Origin of the sequence: Agrobacterium sp. 33MFTa1.1, assembly GCF_004328495.1 — a bacterium.
Taxonomy (GTDB): Bacteria; Pseudomonadota; Alphaproteobacteria; order Rhizobiales; family Rhizobiaceae; genus Agrobacterium; species Agrobacterium pusense.
The window spans coordinates 915,418-933,539 of record NZ_CP036358.1 but is presented as its reverse complement, the minus strand read 5'-3'; the positions used below and the strand labels follow the sequence as shown (position 1 = coordinate 933,539).

14 protein-coding genes are annotated in these 18,122 nt (G+C 58.7%); 4 read left to right on the top strand and 10 right to left on the bottom strand.

What is annotated here, in order from left to right; genetic code table 11:
* Positions 1-513 precede the first annotated feature (513 nt).
* Positions 514-1,884 carry a PleD family two-component system response regulator gene (locus EYD00_RS04730; RefSeq protein WP_004441356.1) on the bottom strand — a complete coding sequence of 457 codons (1,371 nt, stop codon included), beginning with the start codon at positions 1,882-1,884 and terminating at the stop codon, positions 514-516.
* A gap of 18 nt (positions 1,885-1,902) precedes the next feature.
* Entirely contained in the window at positions 1,903-2,274 is a 372-nt protein-coding gene (locus EYD00_RS04725) for a response regulator (protein WP_003521498.1), read from the bottom strand.
* A 131-nt stretch (positions 2,275-2,405) separates the two neighbouring features.
* On the opposite strand from EYD00_RS04725, the gene EYD00_RS04720 reads away from it, so the two are divergent.
* The 3 genes from EYD00_RS04720 (at position 2,406) to EYD00_RS04710 (ending at position 5,472) form a co-directional block, all read left to right on the top strand.
* Positions 2,406-2,714: a DUF3572 domain-containing protein gene (locus EYD00_RS04720; protein WP_004441355.1), complete on the top strand. Its 309-nt coding sequence runs from the start codon at positions 2,406-2,408 to the stop codon at positions 2,712-2,714.
* Positions 2,715-2,783: 69 nt separating this feature from the next.
* Entirely contained in the window at positions 2,784-4,067 is a 1,284-nt protein-coding gene (locus EYD00_RS04715) for a DNA polymerase IV (RefSeq protein WP_004441353.1), read from the top strand.
* Positions 4,068-4,233: 166 nt separating this feature from the next.
* Positions 4,234-5,472 (top strand): L,D-transpeptidase family protein, encoded by a 1,239-nt coding sequence (locus tag EYD00_RS04710; protein WP_034495754.1) that lies wholly within the window; start codon positions 4,234-4,236, stop codon positions 5,470-5,472.
* A 23-nt stretch (positions 5,473-5,495) separates the two neighbouring features.
* Here EYD00_RS04710 and dnaE read toward each other — a convergent pair whose 3' ends face one another.
* Positions 5,496-8,996 (bottom strand): DNA polymerase III subunit alpha, encoded by a 3,501-nt coding sequence (gene dnaE / locus EYD00_RS04705; protein WP_004441347.1) that lies wholly within the window; start codon positions 8,994-8,996, stop codon positions 5,496-5,498.
* A 72-nt stretch (positions 8,997-9,068) separates the two neighbouring features.
* Between dnaE and EYD00_RS04700 the strand changes: the two genes are divergently transcribed.
* Positions 9,069-9,371: a hypothetical protein gene (locus tag EYD00_RS04700; protein ID WP_131258784.1), complete on the top strand. Its 303-nt coding sequence runs from the start codon at positions 9,069-9,071 to the stop codon at positions 9,369-9,371.
* Positions 9,372-9,489: 118 nt separating this feature from the next.
* Here the strand turns inward: EYD00_RS04700 and EYD00_RS04695 are convergent, their stop codons facing one another.
* From EYD00_RS04695 to nuoN, 7 genes are all read right to left on the bottom strand, one after another.
* On the bottom strand, positions 9,490-10,173 hold the full coding sequence (locus tag EYD00_RS04695) for an ABC transporter ATP-binding protein (RefSeq protein ID WP_004441345.1): 684 nt from the start codon (positions 10,171-10,173) through the stop codon (positions 9,490-9,492).
* 15 nt (positions 10,174-10,188) lie between these two features.
* Positions 10,189-11,496: a lipoprotein-releasing ABC transporter permease subunit gene (locus tag EYD00_RS04690; RefSeq protein WP_004441343.1), complete on the bottom strand. Its 1,308-nt coding sequence runs from the start codon at positions 11,494-11,496 to the stop codon at positions 10,189-10,191.
* A gap of 123 nt (positions 11,497-11,619) precedes the next feature.
* On the bottom strand, positions 11,620-12,942 hold the full coding sequence (gene proS, locus EYD00_RS04685; RefSeq protein ID WP_004441342.1) for a proline--tRNA ligase: 1,323 nt from the start codon (positions 12,940-12,942) through the stop codon (positions 11,620-11,622).
* A 659-nt stretch (positions 12,943-13,601) separates the two neighbouring features.
* Complete coding sequence (locus EYD00_RS04675) at positions 13,602-13,907, bottom strand: DUF1467 family protein (protein ID WP_006697998.1); 306 nt, start codon at positions 13,905-13,907, stop codon at positions 13,602-13,604.
* A gap of 131 nt (positions 13,908-14,038) precedes the next feature.
* The gene (locus EYD00_RS04670; protein WP_034495757.1) at positions 14,039-15,706 is read right to left on the bottom strand and encodes a ribonuclease J; all 1,668 of its coding nucleotides are present in this window, start codon (positions 15,704-15,706) and stop codon (positions 14,039-14,041) included.
* Between the two features lie 202 nt (positions 15,707-15,908).
* On the bottom strand, positions 15,909-16,649 hold the full coding sequence (locus EYD00_RS04665) for a biotin--[acetyl-CoA-carboxylase] ligase (RefSeq protein WP_004441337.1): 741 nt from the start codon (positions 16,647-16,649) through the stop codon (positions 15,909-15,911).
* 26 nt (positions 16,650-16,675) lie between these two features.
* On the bottom strand, positions 16,676-18,118 hold the full coding sequence (nuoN, locus tag EYD00_RS04660) for an NADH-quinone oxidoreductase subunit NuoN (protein ID WP_004441335.1): 1,443 nt from the start codon (positions 18,116-18,118) through the stop codon (positions 16,676-16,678).
* Between the last annotated feature and the right edge of the window lie 4 nt (positions 18,119-18,122).

Sequence of the window (18,122 nt, the reverse complement as noted above, 5' to 3'; positions counted from 1 at the left end):
GATGCGTTACGGCACGAGGAACCGAATCGAACATCGTCAGCCGACCGACCCCACGATTCAGGAGATGCGGCGGACCTGAGCATCATGGGGCATTCAAACTACGCAATACCAGCCCCTGACAAGCGAAACCGCAGCGGCACACGCCGCTCTCATTCCATCATCAAAAGACGGAAGAACCGCCGGAAGAACTGTTACTCTCAACAAGGAGTGTGCGCAGAAGTAAAATAAAAATCAACAAATTCTTAAGCCAGCGACAAGTCACCTGAAAAACATGGTTAAATATACAACGCTGGCACACTATAGTTTTTCACGAGATTGAATTCAATATATTTTTCAACTTGAAATCTAGTTGCCTCGCGCGATTTCGCCTTTTCATTGCATGAAGTTAAAATACAGGCGAAGTCAGGGACTTGGCTCCTAAAGGCCGGGCTTTCCTTTACCGTTTTCTTGAGACGTCCGAAATTATTTTGGACGGCGGTGCAATTCTCCCGCACCGCTACTTCGCAAAGCCGTTCAGGCGGCCGCCGATACGACGCGGTTTCGGCCGGCGTGTTTAGCCTCGTAAAGCGCCCTGTCAGCCTGCCTCAGCAGTTCGTCCGGCGTTCCAAAGGCGCCGCTGCCGGATGCTATGCCGAGCGATGCCGTGATGCTCAGTTCACGATCGATGGAACGGACGTAGAAAGGCTTGTCTTCCACGATCGTCCGCAGGCGTTCGGCAACGCTCGCAGCAAGCTCTATCGGCGTGTCCGGCATGACGACGACAAATTCCTCGCCGCCGTAGCGGCAGGCGAGATCGGCGCCGCGGACCGTGCTGCGGATGCGTGCCGCAAATTCCCGCAGGACTTCGTCACCCACATCATGACCATAGGTATCATTGACCAGCTTGAAGCGATCTATATCGGTCATGCAGATGGAGATCGGGCGGCCGCGGACAGCGGCGCGGTCGAAGAGTATCTTGAGATGATTGTCGAGATAACGACGATTGTTGAGGCCGGTCAGGCCGTCAACGATGGCGAGCTCCATGGTGTGCTGGAGATTGAGCCGCAGATGTTCATTGTAGCGTTTGCGCCTGATCTGCGTCAGCGATCGGGCAACGAGTTCGTTGGGATCGATCGGACGAAGGATGTAATCGTTGACGCCGAGATCCAGCGCGCGCGCCACCATGTCGTCGGCCCCCTGCTCCGCCACGAGGAGCAACGGAAGGAAACGGGTCCGCTCCAGCGAGCGAAGCTGCGAGCACAGTCTCAGCGGATCGTAATCTTCGAAATTCGAATTGACGATGACAAGCTCGAAGGGATTGCCTGTTGCCTTGAGCAGGGCCGCCTGCGGCTCCGTGACGGCATCCACCTCTGCGACCGGCTTCAGCGCCCGAACGATGCGCTCCTGCGAGCTGGCGCGGCCATCCGCAACCAGAATCCGGCCCGGCGTCTGCATCAGCCCATCGCTGCGCAGCATCTCTTCGATGCCAATCTGACGGGCCGCTTCGGCGCGCACGCGCAATTCGTCGCTAACGGCCTTCAGGCGCACCAGGCTTTTGACGCGGGCGATCAACTGCAGGTCATTGACCGGCTTGGTCAGGAAATCATCGGCTCCAGCCTTCAGACCCCGCACGCGGTCCGAGGGCTGATCCAGCGCCGTGACCATCACAACGGGGATATGCGCCGTATCCGGATTGGCTTTCAGCCTTTCGCAGACTTCGAAACCATCCATCCCCGGCATCATGATATCGAGGAGGATGATATCGACCTGCTCTTTATCGCAGATGGCAAGCGCCTTGAAGCCATCCTCGGCGGTAACGACATCGAAATACTCCGCCACCAGCCGGGCTTCGAGAAGCTTCACATTGGCCGGAATATCGTCAACAACCAGAACTCTCGCCGTCATAACCGTTCCCCAGTCGCCTCACGCATCGCCCAGATAAGTCTTGATGACTTCAATGAACTTCGGGACGGAAATCGGCTTCGACACATAGGCCTCGCATCCACCCTGGCGAATGCGCTCCTCGTCTCCCTTCATGGCGAAAGCGGTGACCGCGATGACCGGAATGACATGCAGCTCGTCATCTTCCTTCAGCCACTTCGTCACCTCCAGCCCCGAAACCTCCGGCAGCTGGATATCCATGAGGATCAGATCCGGCCGGTGCTTGCGGGCGAGATCGAGCGCTTCCATGCCGTTGCGTGTCTGGATCGTCGTATAGCCAGACGCCTCGATCAGGTCGCGAAAGAGCTTCATGTTCAGCTCGTTGTCTTCGACTATCATGACCTGCTTGGGCATGGTGAGCAGTCCCCGTTTCGCTTTGAAACCTTCACCCAGACATATAAGTTGGCTGAGAACCGATTCCATCGTCCATTTGTTGCGCAAGGCTAGAGGGATTTGGTTTCAAAATAGGTAACTTCAGGTGAGAAATGCTGCGCGATACAAAAAACAAAGGCAATGCCAGCCAGGATCCGCAAGAAACGGCGGCCGCCATACTTGGCTGGCTGGCAAACGAGCCGGAAATGCTGGGACGCTTTCTGGCGTTGAGCGGATTACAGGCCAATATGCTGCGCCAGGCCGTCAGCGATCCAGGTTTTCTGGCGGGACTCACCGATTTCCTGATGAGCCACGAACCCGATCTCATGGCGTTCTGCGCCGCAACTGACACGTCGCCCGAAACGGTGGCTGCGGCCTGGCACCACTTTTCCGGACCCGGGCTGGATTCGGGTGTGTATTAAGGGAAGAGCCCTTGAGCCCTTGTTACAACCGGAGTATGGTCGGCGACGTTCTGGTTTTGTTTTCGGCCCATGTCCACGTCGCATCCTTATGATCCCGGTTTTTGCCGCGACTGTCTGGTCGGCCAGCCAGAGGGGCTTAGACGTTGCCGTGCCTGCGGAAGCCCGCGGCTTGTCTATCACGCCGAACTCTACGGTCTGAGCATCGCCCATATCGATTGCGATGCCTTTTATGCCTCCGTTGAAAAGCGGGATAATCCGGAACTGGCCGATAAACCTGTCATCATTGGCGGCGGCAAGCGCGGGGTGGTTTCCACTGCCTGTTATATTGCCCGTATTCAGGGCGTGCGCTCCGCCATGCCCATGTTCAAGGCGCTGGAAGCCTGTCCCGACGCCGTGGTCATCAAACCTGACATGGAGAAATACAGTCGTGTCGGGCGCGAAATCAGGGCGATGATGCAGGAGTTGACGCCGCTGGTGCAGCCGCTTTCCATAGACGAGGCGTTTCTCGATCTTTCAGGCACCGAGAAGCTGCATCACGATCCACCGGCGCGCGTGCTGGCGAAATTTGTCCGGCGCGTGGAAAAGGAAGTGGGGGTGACGGTTTCAGCCGGGCTTTCCTACTGTAAATTTCTCGCCAAGGTCGCGTCCGACCTGCAAAAGCCCCGCGGCTTTTCCGTGATTGGCGAAGCGGAAGCGCTGTCGTTTCTCGCGGCGCGGCCGGTCACGACCATCTGGGGCGTGGGCAAGGCCTTCGCGGCGACGCTGGAGGCCGACGGCATCCGCATGATCGCACAGCTGCAGGAGATGCAGGAAAGCGAGCTGATGCGCCGTTATGGCGTGATGGGCCAGCGGCTCTTCCGGCTGTCGCGCGGCATTGACGAGCGGCATGTGCACAATAACGACCCTGCCAAAAGCGTCTCCTCCGAAACCACCTTCTTCAACGATATTTCCCGCCATGAGGACCTTGTGCCGATCCTGCGGTCGCTCTCGGAAAAAGTCGCCTGGAGGCTCAAGAAAAATGGCATTGCCGGCCATACGGTTGTCTTGAAAATGAAGACGGCCGACTTCAGGATTCGCACCCGTAATCGCAAGCTGGACGACCCCACGCAGCTAGCCGACCGAATTTTCCGTACCGGCCTCTCATTGCTCGAAAAGGAAACCGACGGCACGAGATTTCGCCTCCTCGGCATCGGCGTCAGCGATCTGCGCGATGCCGGCCTTGCCGATCCTCCCGATCTCGTCGACAGACAGGCGGGGCGCCGGGCCGCGGCGGAAGCGGCAATGGACAAGCTGCGCGACAAGTTCGGCAAGGGCAGCGTCGAGACCGGCTATACGTTTGGCTCGCGGAAATAACCGAACCCGTTAAGCCCTTCGGCCGACATATCGGCGCATCGATCTCCCGAACTATTTATTTTAGATTTTACACAAATTAGTGATAGCGCGGCAGCGCCGCCCTTAAACTTCATTAAACTTAGCGTGGTTGAGTGAGGGAAGTTTTGTGCATGTGGTGTATTGCGTCATGTCCCTTCGCCTCCGTCTTATGGCCGGCATGCTGTCGGCCAGCATTCTTGCCTTTCCGGCGCTCGCCGCTGACAGCAGGTCCCTGCAGATACTTGTATCGAAAAGTGACCAGTCGCTCGCGCTTTATGAAAATGGTGAAATCATCGCCACCTCCAAAGTCTCGACCGGCAAGGCCGGGCATGAGACACCGAGCGGCATATTCTCCATTCTAGAGAAGCGGAAATACCACGAGTCGAATATCTATTCGGCCGCCCCCATGCCGTTCATGCAGCGACTGACCTGGTCCGGCATCGCGCTGCACGAGGGTAAGGTGCCGAACTATCCGGCTTCCCACGGCTGTGTGCGTCTGCCTTCCAAATTCGCGAAGTCACTCTTCGGTGATACGCGTACCGGGGTGCATGTCATCATCACCGACCGCCCGGTCTCGCTGCGCTTTGTGCAACATCCGGCGCTGTTTTCGCCGCGTGACGACGCAGATGACGGCAAGCTGCTTCTGTCGGATGTAGAGTTGCGGCCCGCGAGCTTCGATGCGGCTCTGGGCGCGGTCGAAGTCGCCGTCAATGAAAAAACCCAGGCCATCAAATCGACGGCGAAGGCGAGAGAGCCTTCACCGCTGCGCATTCTCATCACAAGGCGTGGCGAGCGGGAAAGGGTAATGGATATTCAGACCGTGCTGACCCGTCTCGGCTTCGATGCCGGTTCGGCCGACGGTTATGCCGGGGAGATGACGATCAGCGCTATCAACGGTTTCAAGCGGTGGAAGGGGCTGAAAACGTCAGGGCCCCTTCTGACCGACGCTTTCGTGGCGGCGCTTTATGCCTCCGCCGGTGAAGACCACCCGCCAACCGGGCAGATCATGGTGCGGCAGGACTTCAAGCCGCTTTTTGAGGCCGCCATCGACATCAAGGACCCGGAAGTCGCGCTCGGAACCCATTTTTTCGAGGCGGTGTCCGTGGATCGCGCTGCCGGAACCGCCGAATGGAACGGCGTAACGCTCGACAATCATCTGCCAGCCGCTGCCCGCAAGCGGCTCGGCATCACCGTTACCGAAGCGCCCGGCGGTTTCGACCAGTTAAGTGCCGTGCTCAGCCGTCTCGACATTCCGCAGGACATACGCGCCCGGATTGAGCAGGAACTCTCAAGCGGAAGCTCCATCACCGTTTCCGACCTCAGTCACCAGATGGAGACAGGATCGGGAACGGACTTCATCACCGTGACGAAGGAAGGGCCGGTCTGAGCGAGGCGCGAAGGCGCTGCGCCTCACACCAGTTCCACATCAACGACACCGGGGGCTGACCGAAGAGCAGCGGCTATTTCAGGCGAGATACGGTATTTCTCCGTCAGTTCCACCTCGATCTCGCGGCTACCCTCATCCTTGATAACGATGAAATAGACCGAGCCGTCACCCCTGGTGTTGAGGTGGCGGGCAACCGTTTTCAGCGGGCCGGAATCACGCACATAAACACGCAGTGCCTTCTGCATCTGCACGGATTTTTCTTCCAGCGACTGCGCCGTCTGGATGCGCAGACCGATACCTTCAGGGCGCTCTTCCGCCTGCACCGTGATCACCAACGACTTGCCGACCTCAAGCAGGTCGCGGTACTGGCCGAGACCTTCGGAAAACAACACCGCCTCATATTGCCCTGAAGCATCCGAGAAGGTGACGATACCCATCTTGTTGCCGGTGCGCGTCTTTCGCTCCTGTTTGCCGGTAACGGTGCCGGCAAGACGCCCGGCAGTCGCTCCCTGTTTCACAGCAGCGGAAAAATCGGCGAAATTCTGCACGCGCAATTTTTCCAGTACGGGGCGATAGGTATCCAGCGGGTGGGCCGTGAGGTAGAAACCGAGAACCTGATATTCGCGCAGCAGCTTTTCCGAGGCAAGCCAGGGCTGGAAGGCAGGAAGCACCAGCTTTTCCGGGCCATTGCCGCCGCCCGAGCCGAACATGTCCGACTGGCCGATGGTGCGGTTGTTCTGCGCCATCTGGGCATAACCGATGATACGGTCCAGCCCGCCGATCAACTCTGCGCGGTCGCGGCCGAAACAATCGAAAGCACCGGCATTGATGAGACTCTCGAGCACACGACGGTTGATCTGCTTGGGGTCGATGCGCAGGCAGAAATCCTCGAGGCTCGTGAACGGCTTGTCGCCGCGGATCGCGACGATATGTTCGACCGCTCCTTCGCCAACCCCCTTGATGGCAGCCAACGAATAATAAATGCGGTTCTCGCCCGTTTCGAACTGGCGGAACGAGGTCTGGACGGACGGCGCGACGATTTCAATGCCGAGACGACCGGCGTCCTGACGGAAATCGTTGAGCTTTTCCGTATTGGCCATATCGAGCGTCATGGAGGCCGCCAGGAACTCCACCGGATAATGCGCCTTCATATAGGCCGTCTGGTAGGAGACGATGGCATAGGCCGCGGCATGGCTCTTGTTGAAGCCGTAATTGGCAAATTTTGCGAGGAGATCGAAGATGGTGTCGGCCTGCGGTTTCGAGACACCGTTCTTGATGGCGCCATCAACGAAGCGCTCGCGCTGCTTGTCCATTTCCTCCTTGATCTTCTTACCCATGGCGCGGCGCAGAAGATCGGCTTCGCCAAGCGAATAACCCGACAGAACCTGGGCGATCTGCATCACCTGTTCCTGATAAACGATAACGCCCTGTGTTTCCTTCAGCAGATGGTCGATGGTCGGGTGGATCGATTCCAGCTCTTCTTCGCCATGTTTGCGGGCGTTATAAACGGGGATGTTCTCCATCGGGCCGGGACGATATAGCGCCACCAGAGCGATAATGTCCTCAATGCAGTCCGGCCGCATGCCGATCAGCGCCTTGCGCATGCCGGCACTTTCCACCTGGAACACGCCGATGGTCTCACCGCGCGACAGCATTTCATACGTCTTGGCGTCATCGAGCGGGATGGCGGCGAGATCCACCTTGATGCCGCGCTTGGCGACAAAATCGACGGCCACCTTCAGCACCGTCAGCGTTTTCAGGCCAAGAAAGTCGAATTTGACAAGGCCGGCGCTTTCAACCCACTTCATGTTGAACTGGGTGACCGGCATATCGGACCGCGGATCGCGATACATCGGCACCAGCTTCGACAGCGGGCGGTCGCCGATGACGATACCGGCAGCATGGGTTGAGGCGTGGCGATAAAGCCCCTCGATCTTCTGGGCGATATCCAGCAGGCGGGCGACAACAGGCTCCCTGTCCGCTTCTTCCTGCAGGCGCGGCTCCTCCTCGATCGCCTTCGAAAGCGGCGTCGGGTTGGCCGGGTTGTTGGGCACCAGCTTGCAGATCTTGTCCACCTGCCCGTAGGGCATTTCCAGCACGCGGCCGACGTCGCGCAGGGCCGCGCGCGCCTGGAGCGAACCGAAGGTGATGATCTGCGCCACCTGCTCGCGGCCGTATTTGGCCTGAACGTAGCGGATCACTTCTTCGCGACGATCCTGGCAGAAATCGATGTCGAAGTCGGGCATCGACACGCGTTCAGGATTAAGGAAGCGTTCGAACAGCAGTGAGAAACGCAGCGGATCGACATCGGTAATCGTCAGCGCGTAAGCTACGAGCGAACCCGCGCCCGAACCACGGCCCGGTCCGACCGGGATATCGTGCTGCTTGGCCCATTTGATGAAGTCGGCAACGATCAGGAAATAACCGGGGAACTTCATGCGCGAGATGACGCCGAGTTCGAAATCGAGCCGCTCGCGATAATCCTGTTCCGTATAACCGGGCGCCATACCGAGCGCGGCAAGGCGCTGATCCAGCCCCTCCACCGCCTGACGTCGAAGCTCTTCCGCTTCGGCGCGTTCCGCTGCCTCAGGATCGTCGCTGGCGCCGGTGAAACGTGGCAGGATCGGCCCGCGCTTCTTCAGCACATAAGAGCAGCGCAACGCAATCTCGACGGTATTGTCCAGCGCCTCCGGCAGGTCTGCAAACAACGCCGTCATTTCTTCTCGACTTTTAAGGTAATGGTCGGGCGTCAGGCGAAAGCGGCTGTCGTCCGAAACAATGGCATTATGCGCCACCGCCATCAGCGCGTCATGCGCTTCGTAGTCGGCCTTCGACGGGAAGAACGCCTCGTTTGTGGCAACCAGCGGAATATCATGGTCATAAGCGAGGCCGATCATACGCCGCTCATGCGAACGGTCATACCCGGACTGGCGCTGCAATTCGATATAAAGCCGGTCACCGAAGAGTGACTTCAGTGTCAGCAGCCGTTCCTTCGCCTGGGCGGCATGACCTTCCCTCAAGGCCATATCCACCGGGCCGCCGGAAGCGCCGGTCAGCGCGATCAGGCCCGCATTTGAGTCCTCTTCCAGCCATGCGCGGGTAATGTGCACGGAATGGCCACTGCCCTCGCCCTCAAGATAGGCACGGCTCACAAGATCCACCAGCCGCTCATACCCTTCGGCATCGGCGGCGAGAAGAACGATAGCGGGAAGTTTCTGAAGGTGGCTGTTGTGGTTGCGGCGATCCTCCGCCGCATCCTGCATGTCGATCGACAGCTGGCAGCCGATGATGGGCTGCAAACCCTCATCCCGCGCCTTTTCGGAAAACTCCAGCGCAACGAAGAGGTTGTTGGTATCTGTAATGGCAATGGCCGGCTGGCCGTCTGAAACCGCCTTGGACATGATTTTCTTGAGGGGCAGAGCCCCTTCAAGCAGGGAGTAAGCGGAATGAACCCGAAGATGAACGAAACCCGGGGTGTTCAGGTTTTCGTCAGAGGTTTCTGCCCGCACAACCGTATCGCCCATATCATCATCCTGTCATTCTGAATCACGGGGGCGATTTTCCGATTTCCGGCGCTTGATGTCCACCGCTTTGCGATGTCCATACAGGCTTCTGCGCCGGTATCTTCTTCACAGCGCGGTGAGGATTACCGAAAAGCTGGCAACGAAGACAGCAATGGAGGTGAAAGCGGCAACGTCACGGATGAAATCAGTCATTGGTCTCTCCTTACTCGTTATGTTCCAACTTTGTTCTTATTTCGTTCGATTGTCAACAGGGTTCTGCTGATGTTCTCCTTGCCAACGTGGCAGAATCGCTTTCGGTTCCCGCTTCCAAAACCGCAAGCCGCTGACTCCAAAGCGAAAAACCCGGAAGAAAAATCCTCCGGGTTCAAAAAATGAAACTTGGAAAAATCCTTGCTCGCGGCAGCCAAGCGGCTAGCCTCCGTCAAGGGCGCATCCGATCCCTCGCCTTGCTCGCCGTTCGGGGTCGGTGGATGGCGGGACAGGCTCGGTCAGGTCAAAAATCGACGATCTTGCCCTCGGCGAGCGTTACGCGGCGATCCATCCGGCCGGCGAGCTCGTGGTTATGCGTCGCGATCAGCGCTGCGAGGCCGGACTGGCGAACCAGCGCCTCCAGTGCGTCGAAGACATAAGAGGCGGTCTCCGGATCGAGATTGCCAGTCGGCTCGTCCGCCAGCAGCAGGAGCGGTGCATTGGCGACGGCGCGGGCAATGGCGACGCGCTGCTGTTCACCCCCGGAGAGCTCGGCCGGACGGTGTTCGCCACGATGCCCCACCCGCATGTAATCCAGAAGCGCGCTCGCGCGTTTACGCGCCTCCGCCTGTGACAGGCCGGCGATGAGCTGCGGCATCATCACGTTCTCAACTGCCGAAAACTCGGGTAGCAGATGGTGGAACTGATAAACGAAGCCTATGTCGCTGCGGCGGATCGCCGTGCGCGTCTCATCCGGCAGGCCGTTGCAGGGCGCGTCGTTGATATAGACTTCGCCGGCGTCTGGATGTTCGAGAAGCCCGGCGAGATGCAACAGGGTGGATTTGCCGGTACCGGAGGGGGCGACCAGCGCCACCATCTCACCGCTCTTCAACTGGAAATCCGCCTTGCGCAGAATAGAAAGCGACGTCTCGCCCTGACCATAGGTTCTCTCGACGCCGGTAAGCCGCAGCACTGTTTTTTTTGCCATATTGCGAAGCGGTCCTTATTCGTAACGCAGGGCCTGCACCGGATCGAGCTTGGAAGCACGCCAGGCCGGGAAGATCGTTGCCAGGAAAGAGAGCGTCAGGGCCATGATGACGACGGTGATGGTTTCACCAACATCCATTTCGGCCGGAAGCTGGCTGAGGAAATAGAGCTGCGGATCAAACAGCACCGTTCCTGATATCCAGGAGAAGAACTGGCGGATGGATTCGACATTGAGGCAGACGATGACGCCAAGCGCCACGCCAGCGAAGGTGCCGACCGTGCCGATCGCCGCGCCGGTCATGAAAAAGATGCGCATGACGGCACCTGAGCTTGCGCCCATGGTGCGCAGAATGGCGATATCGCTGCCCTTGTCCTTTACCAGCATGATCAGGCCGGAAATGATGTTGAGCGCCGCCACAAGAACGATGAGGGTCAGGATCATGAACATCACGTTCCGCTCCACCTGCAGGGCGGAAAAGAAGGTCTGGTTCCGCTGCCGCCAGTCGACGATGTAGATCTGCCGTTCCGCCGCCTGCTCCACCAGCGGGCGGATGCCATCGACGTCGTCCGGGCGGTTGACATAAAGCTCAATGGACCCGACACGCCCTTCCGTATTGAAATAGAGCTGCGCCTCGGAGAGCGGCATGTAGATCATAGAGGCGTCATATTCGGACATGCCGATCTCAAAGACACCGGAAATCTTGTAGGATTTCACGCGGGGATTGACACCCATCGGCGTCACATCACCTTCCGGTGATATGAGAGTGATATCGTCACCAGCCGTTACACCCAGTTGCGATGCGAGCCTGGAACCGACGAGGACGCCGTCTCCGGCCATAAAGCCAACGAGATCGCCGGTCTTGATGTTGGTCGCTACTTCCTTGACCTTGTCGATGTCTTCCTGGCGCACGCCGCGCACCAGCGCGCCGGACCCCGCGCCACCGCGGCCGGAGGCAAGCGTCTGGCCTTCCACCAGCGGCAAGGCCATGGTAACGCCGGGGACGGCGGCGAACTTCTTCGCCAGTTCATCGTAATTATTCAAGGGCTGGTCGATCGCATTAACGATCATGTGGCCGTTGATGCCAAGAATGCGGGAGATCAGTTCCGTGCGGAAACCGTTCATGACGGCCATGACGATGATGAGCGTCGCTACGCCCAGCATGATTCCGACAAAGGAAAAACCGGCAATGACGGAAATGAAGGCTTCCTTGCGCCGTGAGCGCAGGTAACGCCAGGCCACCATACGTTCAAAAGCGGAAAACGGCCGGGCGGTCTTTGCCCCGGCGGAAACAGCCGCACCCTTTTCAGCTTCGGCTTGTGCCATGTCGTCTCCCTGATCTCAAACTGCAAGGCCGGTCTTTTCCGAAAACCGGCCCAAATTTCTGCGGCATCCACGCCACGAAACGAGAGTGGACTTCGGGTGAAGCCGCCCCAATTCCGCTCGCGCTTAACCGAGCACCCTGTTCATCGCCGCCTCGATCGTCACGGTTTCCCGTTCGCCGGTCTTGCGATCCTTGACTTCGACTTCGCCATTCGCGACCGAACGTGGGCCGACGATGATCTGCAGCGGCACGCCAATTAGATCGGCAGTGGCGAATTTCTGGCCTGCACGGTCGTCCGTATCGTCGTAGAGAACATCCTTGCCGGCGTTGGAGAGCGAATAATACAGCTTTTCGCAAGCAGCATCGCAGGCCGCGTCTCCAGCCTTCATGTTGATGATCACGACGTCGAAAGGAGCGACCGAAGCCGGCCAGATGATTCCGTTCTCGTCATGCGATGCTTCAATGATGGCGGGAACAAGGCGTGTCGGGCCGATGCCATAGGAACCCATGTGGACAGGATGTTCCTTGCCATCCTTGCCCTGCACTTTCGCGCCCATCGGTTCGGAATATTTGGTGCCGAAATAGAAGATGTGGCCGACTTCGATGCCGCGTGCCGAAAGGCGCTCGCCCTCGGGAATGGCGTCATAGGCGGCTTCGTCGTGCATTTCAGAGGTGGCGGCGTAATCAGCCGTCCATTCGTCGAACACGCCCTGCAACGCTGCAACATCGTCGAAATCGGTGCTTTCAGCGGGAATGGCGCGATCCAGGAAGCTCTTGTGGCAGAAGACTTCGGATTCACCGGTGTCGGCCAGAATGATGAATTCATGGCTGTGATTGCCGCCGATCGGGCCGGTATCGGCGCGCATGGGAATGGCGCGCAGACCAAGCCGTTCGAATGTGCGCAGGTACGCCACGAACATCTTGTTGTAGGAATGAATCGCGTCTTCCTTCGTAAGGTCAAAGGAATAAGCGTCCTTCATCAAGAATTCGCGCGAGCGCATGGTGCCGAAGCGCGGACGCACCTCGTCGCGGAACTTCAGCTGGATATGATAGAGGTTCAGCGGCAGGTTCTTGTAGGACTTCACATAGGAACGGAAGATGTCGGTGATCATCTCCTCATTGGTGGGGCCGTAGAGCATCTGACGATCCTGGCGGTCCTTGATGCGCAGCATCTCCTTGCCGTAGTCGTCGTAACGGCCGCTTTCCTGCCAGAGTTCCGCGGACTGCAGGGTCGGCATCAGAAGCTCGATGGCGCCGGAGCGGTTCTGCTCCTCGCGGATAATCTTGTTGACCTTGTCCAGCACACGCTTGCCCAGCGGCAGCCAGGAATAAATGCCAGCCGACTGCTGCCGGATCATGCCGGCGCGCAGCATGAGACGGTGAGAAACGATTTCCGCTTCCTTGGGGTTTTCCTTCAGGATGGGCATGAAATAACGGCTGAGACGCATGACGGCTTCCATTGATGCGGACGATAGCGCGCGAAGCTGCGGGAATCGCCCCGAATAGAGGGATATTGGCGCCGGATATAGCCGTTTCCGGGGCGGATGAAAACCCGCCATGAAAAGAGCGTTTAATGGGCATTTCGTTGTATTTTCGCGATAGCTAATTCGCGCCAAAACGCTTTGGCCGAAATATTATTCTTGATCGGGTGCGACAAAATGCACCACAGGGAATTTTTTGCCGACTGTAACAAATATGCAAAAAATGAGATGACAAGGCTGGGGGTTTGAGCTAGCTTTAGCTTACAAAAGAGGCAGGAAGTTTAAATTCTTGTCATTTTCGCGGTCAGTCTTGGGAGGATCAGATCTTAGGCGCGCTCGTTCGCAGCCCCGGTAACGGTTACAGATCACGCGAAAACTGGAAAACAAGGCTGAAAGGCCTTGTTTTTTTTTGCCCTGGCAAATTGCCCCGCTCGCTTCGTCATTCCGCAGAGCTCCGCGATGAATCGAGATCAGCAAGCTCCTGCTGTTTGCACGATAGATATGACATCCATATGACAGTGTTTGGCCGGATTGATGGCAGACTGCCCGATGCTTAGGCAGTTCCGGGGTTCGTTCTCGGGCCGACCCGTCAAGACGCGACTGGGGCGGATACCGCCCCGCTGTCTTTAGTCGAAAACGGGAATAATTCTCGGCAGATCATCAAGGCTGACACCGAACCACCAGGTTCCGCCATACCATAGGCCACAGATCAAAGCCGAGATCAGGGTCGTCCACAAAACGATCCGCCCGCCCTTGAAGCGGGAGGGTGCGCTGGCGACCGTGCCCAGTGCCACATCTCCGTCTTCATCCTGGGTGCGCAGGCCAATCGGCAACACGATGAAAAGCACCGTCCACCAGACGATGAAATAAACGGCGAAGGCCGAAAGAAGCGGCATGTGATCCTCCTGCGCAATGGGCTTCTTGTAACGCATTCATCCGCAGATCGGAATCACTTCTCCGCAAGAAATACTAAAAGAAAAAGAGAAGAGCCGCGCTTTGGGGCGCGGCTCAGAAATCAGCGAGGAAGAGACAGGGAGGCCGGCCAATCGGCCGGACGGCCGGCTCAGACCTTGGTTACAAAAACCGTCACGATCGGCTTCTTGCCCCAACTCTGGTTGGCGGCGGCGCGTACGGCGCGGCGCACGGCTTCACGCAGCAGTTCCAGATCCTTGCGGCGGGCGCGCGGAATGCTCTCGACGGCGCCGAGCACGGCGTCATAAAGCGTGTCCTCCATCGCCTCATCCTCATCATCGAATTCCGGCAGGCCGAAAGGCACGACATCGGGATCGCCGAGGAAGTCGTAACGGCTGTCCAGCACGACATTGACGGCGACGTGGCCGGCGAAGGAGAGCTTGCGGCGATTGCTGATGCCCATCTCGTCCATGTCACCGACGAGATTGCCGTCCTTGAAGACGCGGCCATGCGGCACGTCATCGATCACTTCCGCCGGGCCGGGTGCGAGGCGCAGAACGTTGCCGTTGCGCACCTTCGGCACCTGCGAAATGCCGGCCTGTTCGGCCAGTTCCTTCTGCGCCACCAGATGCGCCGCTTCGCCGTGCACGGGCACGACGATCTGCGGCTTCGTCCATTCATACATCTTCAGAAGCTCGTTACGGCGCGGATGGCCGGAGACGTGAACGAGCGCCTCATTGTCGGTGACGATGTGGACGCCCTGTTCGATCAGGCCGTTCTTGATATCGATGATCGCCTTTTCGTTGCCGGGGATGGCGCGTGACGAAAAGACGACCGTATCGCCGGAGGCGAGCGCCACATTACGCATCTCATCACGGGAAAGCTTGGCGAGTGCTGCGCGCGGTTCCCCCTGCGAACCCGTCAGGATCAGCACCACACGATCACGCGGAATATAACCGAATTCATCTTCAGCGAGGAACGGCTTGATGCCTTCCATAATGCCGAGGTCCTGCGACACGTTGACGACACGCTTCAGCGACGAGCCGAGCAGCAGCACTTCACGACCGGCAGCCTCAGCCGCCTGCGCGATCGAGCGGATACGCCCGACATTGGAGGAGAAGGTGGTAACGGCCACGCGGCCTTCGGCATTTTCGATGATCTGGCGCAGACCTTCTGAAACCTCATGCTCGGAAGGCGATACACCATCACGCACGGAGTTCGTGCTGTCGCACATCAGCGCCAGCACGCCCTCTTCACCGATGGCGCGGAAGCGGGCCTCATCCGTCAACGGCCCAAGTGAAGGCGCCTCATCGATCTTCCAGTCACCGGTATGGATGACATTACCGAGCGGTGTGCGGATGACCAGCGACATCGGCTCGGGAATGGAGTGATTGACGCCAACCGCTTCGATTTCGAAGGGGCCAACATTGATGCGGTCACCCGCCTTGAACGGCGTGATCGGAATTTCCGCGCGGCTACCCTCATAAGCGCGCTTTGCCTCCAGCATGCCAGCGGTGAACGCCGAGGCGTAGACCGGCACGTTGAGGCCGGGCCAGAGATCGTTCAGCGCACCATAGTGGTCCTCATGCGCGTGGGTGATGATGATGCCCTTGAGGTTCTTTTTCTGCGCCTCGATATAGCTGATATCGGGCAGCACGAGATCGACACCAGGCAGATCGAGACCGGCAAAGGTCACGCCGCAATCCACCATGATCCATTCGCGCTTGCTCGCCGGCCCGTAGCCGTAAAGCGCCAGATTCATGCCAATTTCACCCACGCCGCCAAGCGGCAAAAAAACCAGTTCGTCCTGTTGAGCCATTGTTTTTCTTATCCATTCAAAAAAGCGCGCAGGACGGCATCACGCCGCGCCATGCCGCTGCTATCAGCATCGGACCTGTTGAACCATCTGATCGACCGGGCCGATGCGGAGCCGGTTTGTCACCCTGCATTTCATGAGCTGCAGGAAAGCTCCAACCTATGGGATCCGGTTCGGCGCGGGTTTTTTACCCGCACCGTGCACCTCATCCGAAAAACACATCGCCAGCGGCAATGGAGCGTCTTGCGCCCTCGTCCTCATCCAGCAGCAGATAACCATTATCATCAATTCCGACAAAACGCCCGCCGATCGAACGATCCGGGAAATTGACGGTGATATGTTCGCCAATGCCGCAGGCCGCTGCCCGCCAGCTGGCGATGATGGCGGATACGCCCCTGCCCTCATCCCATTCGCGCAGAACCTCGGCCGTTTCACGGAAGAGATGGGCAAACAGTTCCTCGGGCGAGCAAGACGCACCATGTTCCGACAGCATCGTAACGGGATAAAGCGGATTATCAGGTTTATGGGCGATATTGATACCAATGCCGATGACGATGGCGCGCCGGCCGTCAGGCAAAAGCTCGGCTTCCATCAGAATGCCGCAGGTCTTGCGGCGGCCGATCAGCACGTCATTTGGCCATTTGATTTCAAGCGCCTCACCGCCCGGCGGCAAAACCGCGCGAATGGCGCGATAGACCGCGAGCGCAAAAGCGAGCGGCAGCGAGCCGATGCGCTCCATCGGCGCAGGATCGATCAGAAGAAGGGAAGCGTAGAGATTGCCGGGCTCCGACACCCAGGGCCGCCCACGGCGGCCCCGGCCGCCGGTCTGGCGGATGGCGGTAACCCACAGGTTGCCGCCATCACCCGCCCGTGCCCGGGCGAAACATTCCAGATTGGTCGATGGCGTTTCCGCCATCGCCTCGTGCCTGATATCGTCGATGGACATCCGGCCCGTATTCCTTCGTGTACTGCTCAAAAGAAGGTCTTCGCCGCAGCAGTGACCGCGTTGCCAAGTGCACCGCCGAAGACAATGAAGGCGACGGTGAAGAAGGCCGACAGCGCATAAACCACTTTGAGTTCACCCGACGGACGCTCGAACTTGTCCTTGGCTTCATCAAACCACATGACCTTGACGACGCGAATGTAATAATAGGCGCCGACAACCGAGCCGATCACACCGATAATGGCGAGCGGATAAAGCTTCGCTTCGATGGCGGCCAGGAACACGTAGTACTTGCCGAAGAAGCCGGCGAGCGGCGGAATGCCGGCAAGCGAGAACATCAGGATCGTCAGCACAACCGCCATGAAGGGATTGGAAGACGAAAGACCGGCGAGATCTTCGACATTCTCGACATTGCCGATTTCCTTGCGGCGCATGGCGAGGATGCAGGCGAAGGTGCCAAGCGTCATGACCATGTAGACGGCCATATAAAGGATAACGCCAGCAACACCAGCCTGCGTGCCAGCAGCAAGGCCGACCAGCGCATAACCCATGTGACCGATGGAGGAATAGGCCATCAGGCGCTTGATGTTCTTCTGGCCGATTGCGGCGAAGGAACCGAGCAGCATGGACGCGATGGAGATGAAGACGACGATCTGCTGCCAGTCGGCAAAGACCGGCTGGAAGGCCTCGATGACGATGCGGACGAGGATCGCCATGGCGCCGATCTTCGGTGCGGCCGAGAGGAAGGCCGTAACCGGGGTCGGCGCGCCTTCATAAACGTCCGGCGTCCACATGTGGAACGGAACGGCGGAAATCTTGAATGCCAGACCGGCCAGCACGAAGACCAGACCGAAAACGAGACCGAGCGAACGGGTTTCCGAGGCCAGAACCTGGGCGATTTCGGTAAAGCCGGTATTGCCGGTGAAGCCGTAGACCAGCGACATGCCGTAAAGCAGCATGCCGGAAGAGAGCGCACCGAGAACGAAGTATTTCAGGCCCGCTTCCGTGGAACGCAGGCTCTCGCGGTTGATGGCGCAGACGACATAAAGCGCCAGCGACTGCAGTTCCAGCGCCATGTAGAGCGAGATCAGGTTATTGGCCGAGATCATCAGCAGGATGCCGAGCGTCGCGAGAACCAGCAGCACCGGATATTCGAAACGGCCGATCGGTTCGAAGCGGCCCTGGCCAACGGCCAGGATCATGGCGGTGATGGAGCCGACCAGCGCCAGCACCTTCATGAAATTACCGAAGGCATCGGCGATGTAGACACCGCCGAAAGCCACACCCGATGCGGGGGCAAAGATGATCCAGAGACCGACGACGAGCAGGAGGGCAACGGCAAGGCCGGTGACCGTCGTTGTCGACTTGTCGCCCGAGAAGACGCCAATCATGAGCAGCGCCAGCGCGCCGATCGCGAGGATCAGCTCGGGCGTCGCAATGTGCAGACTGGCAAAAAGGATTTCAGCGGTCATGTCC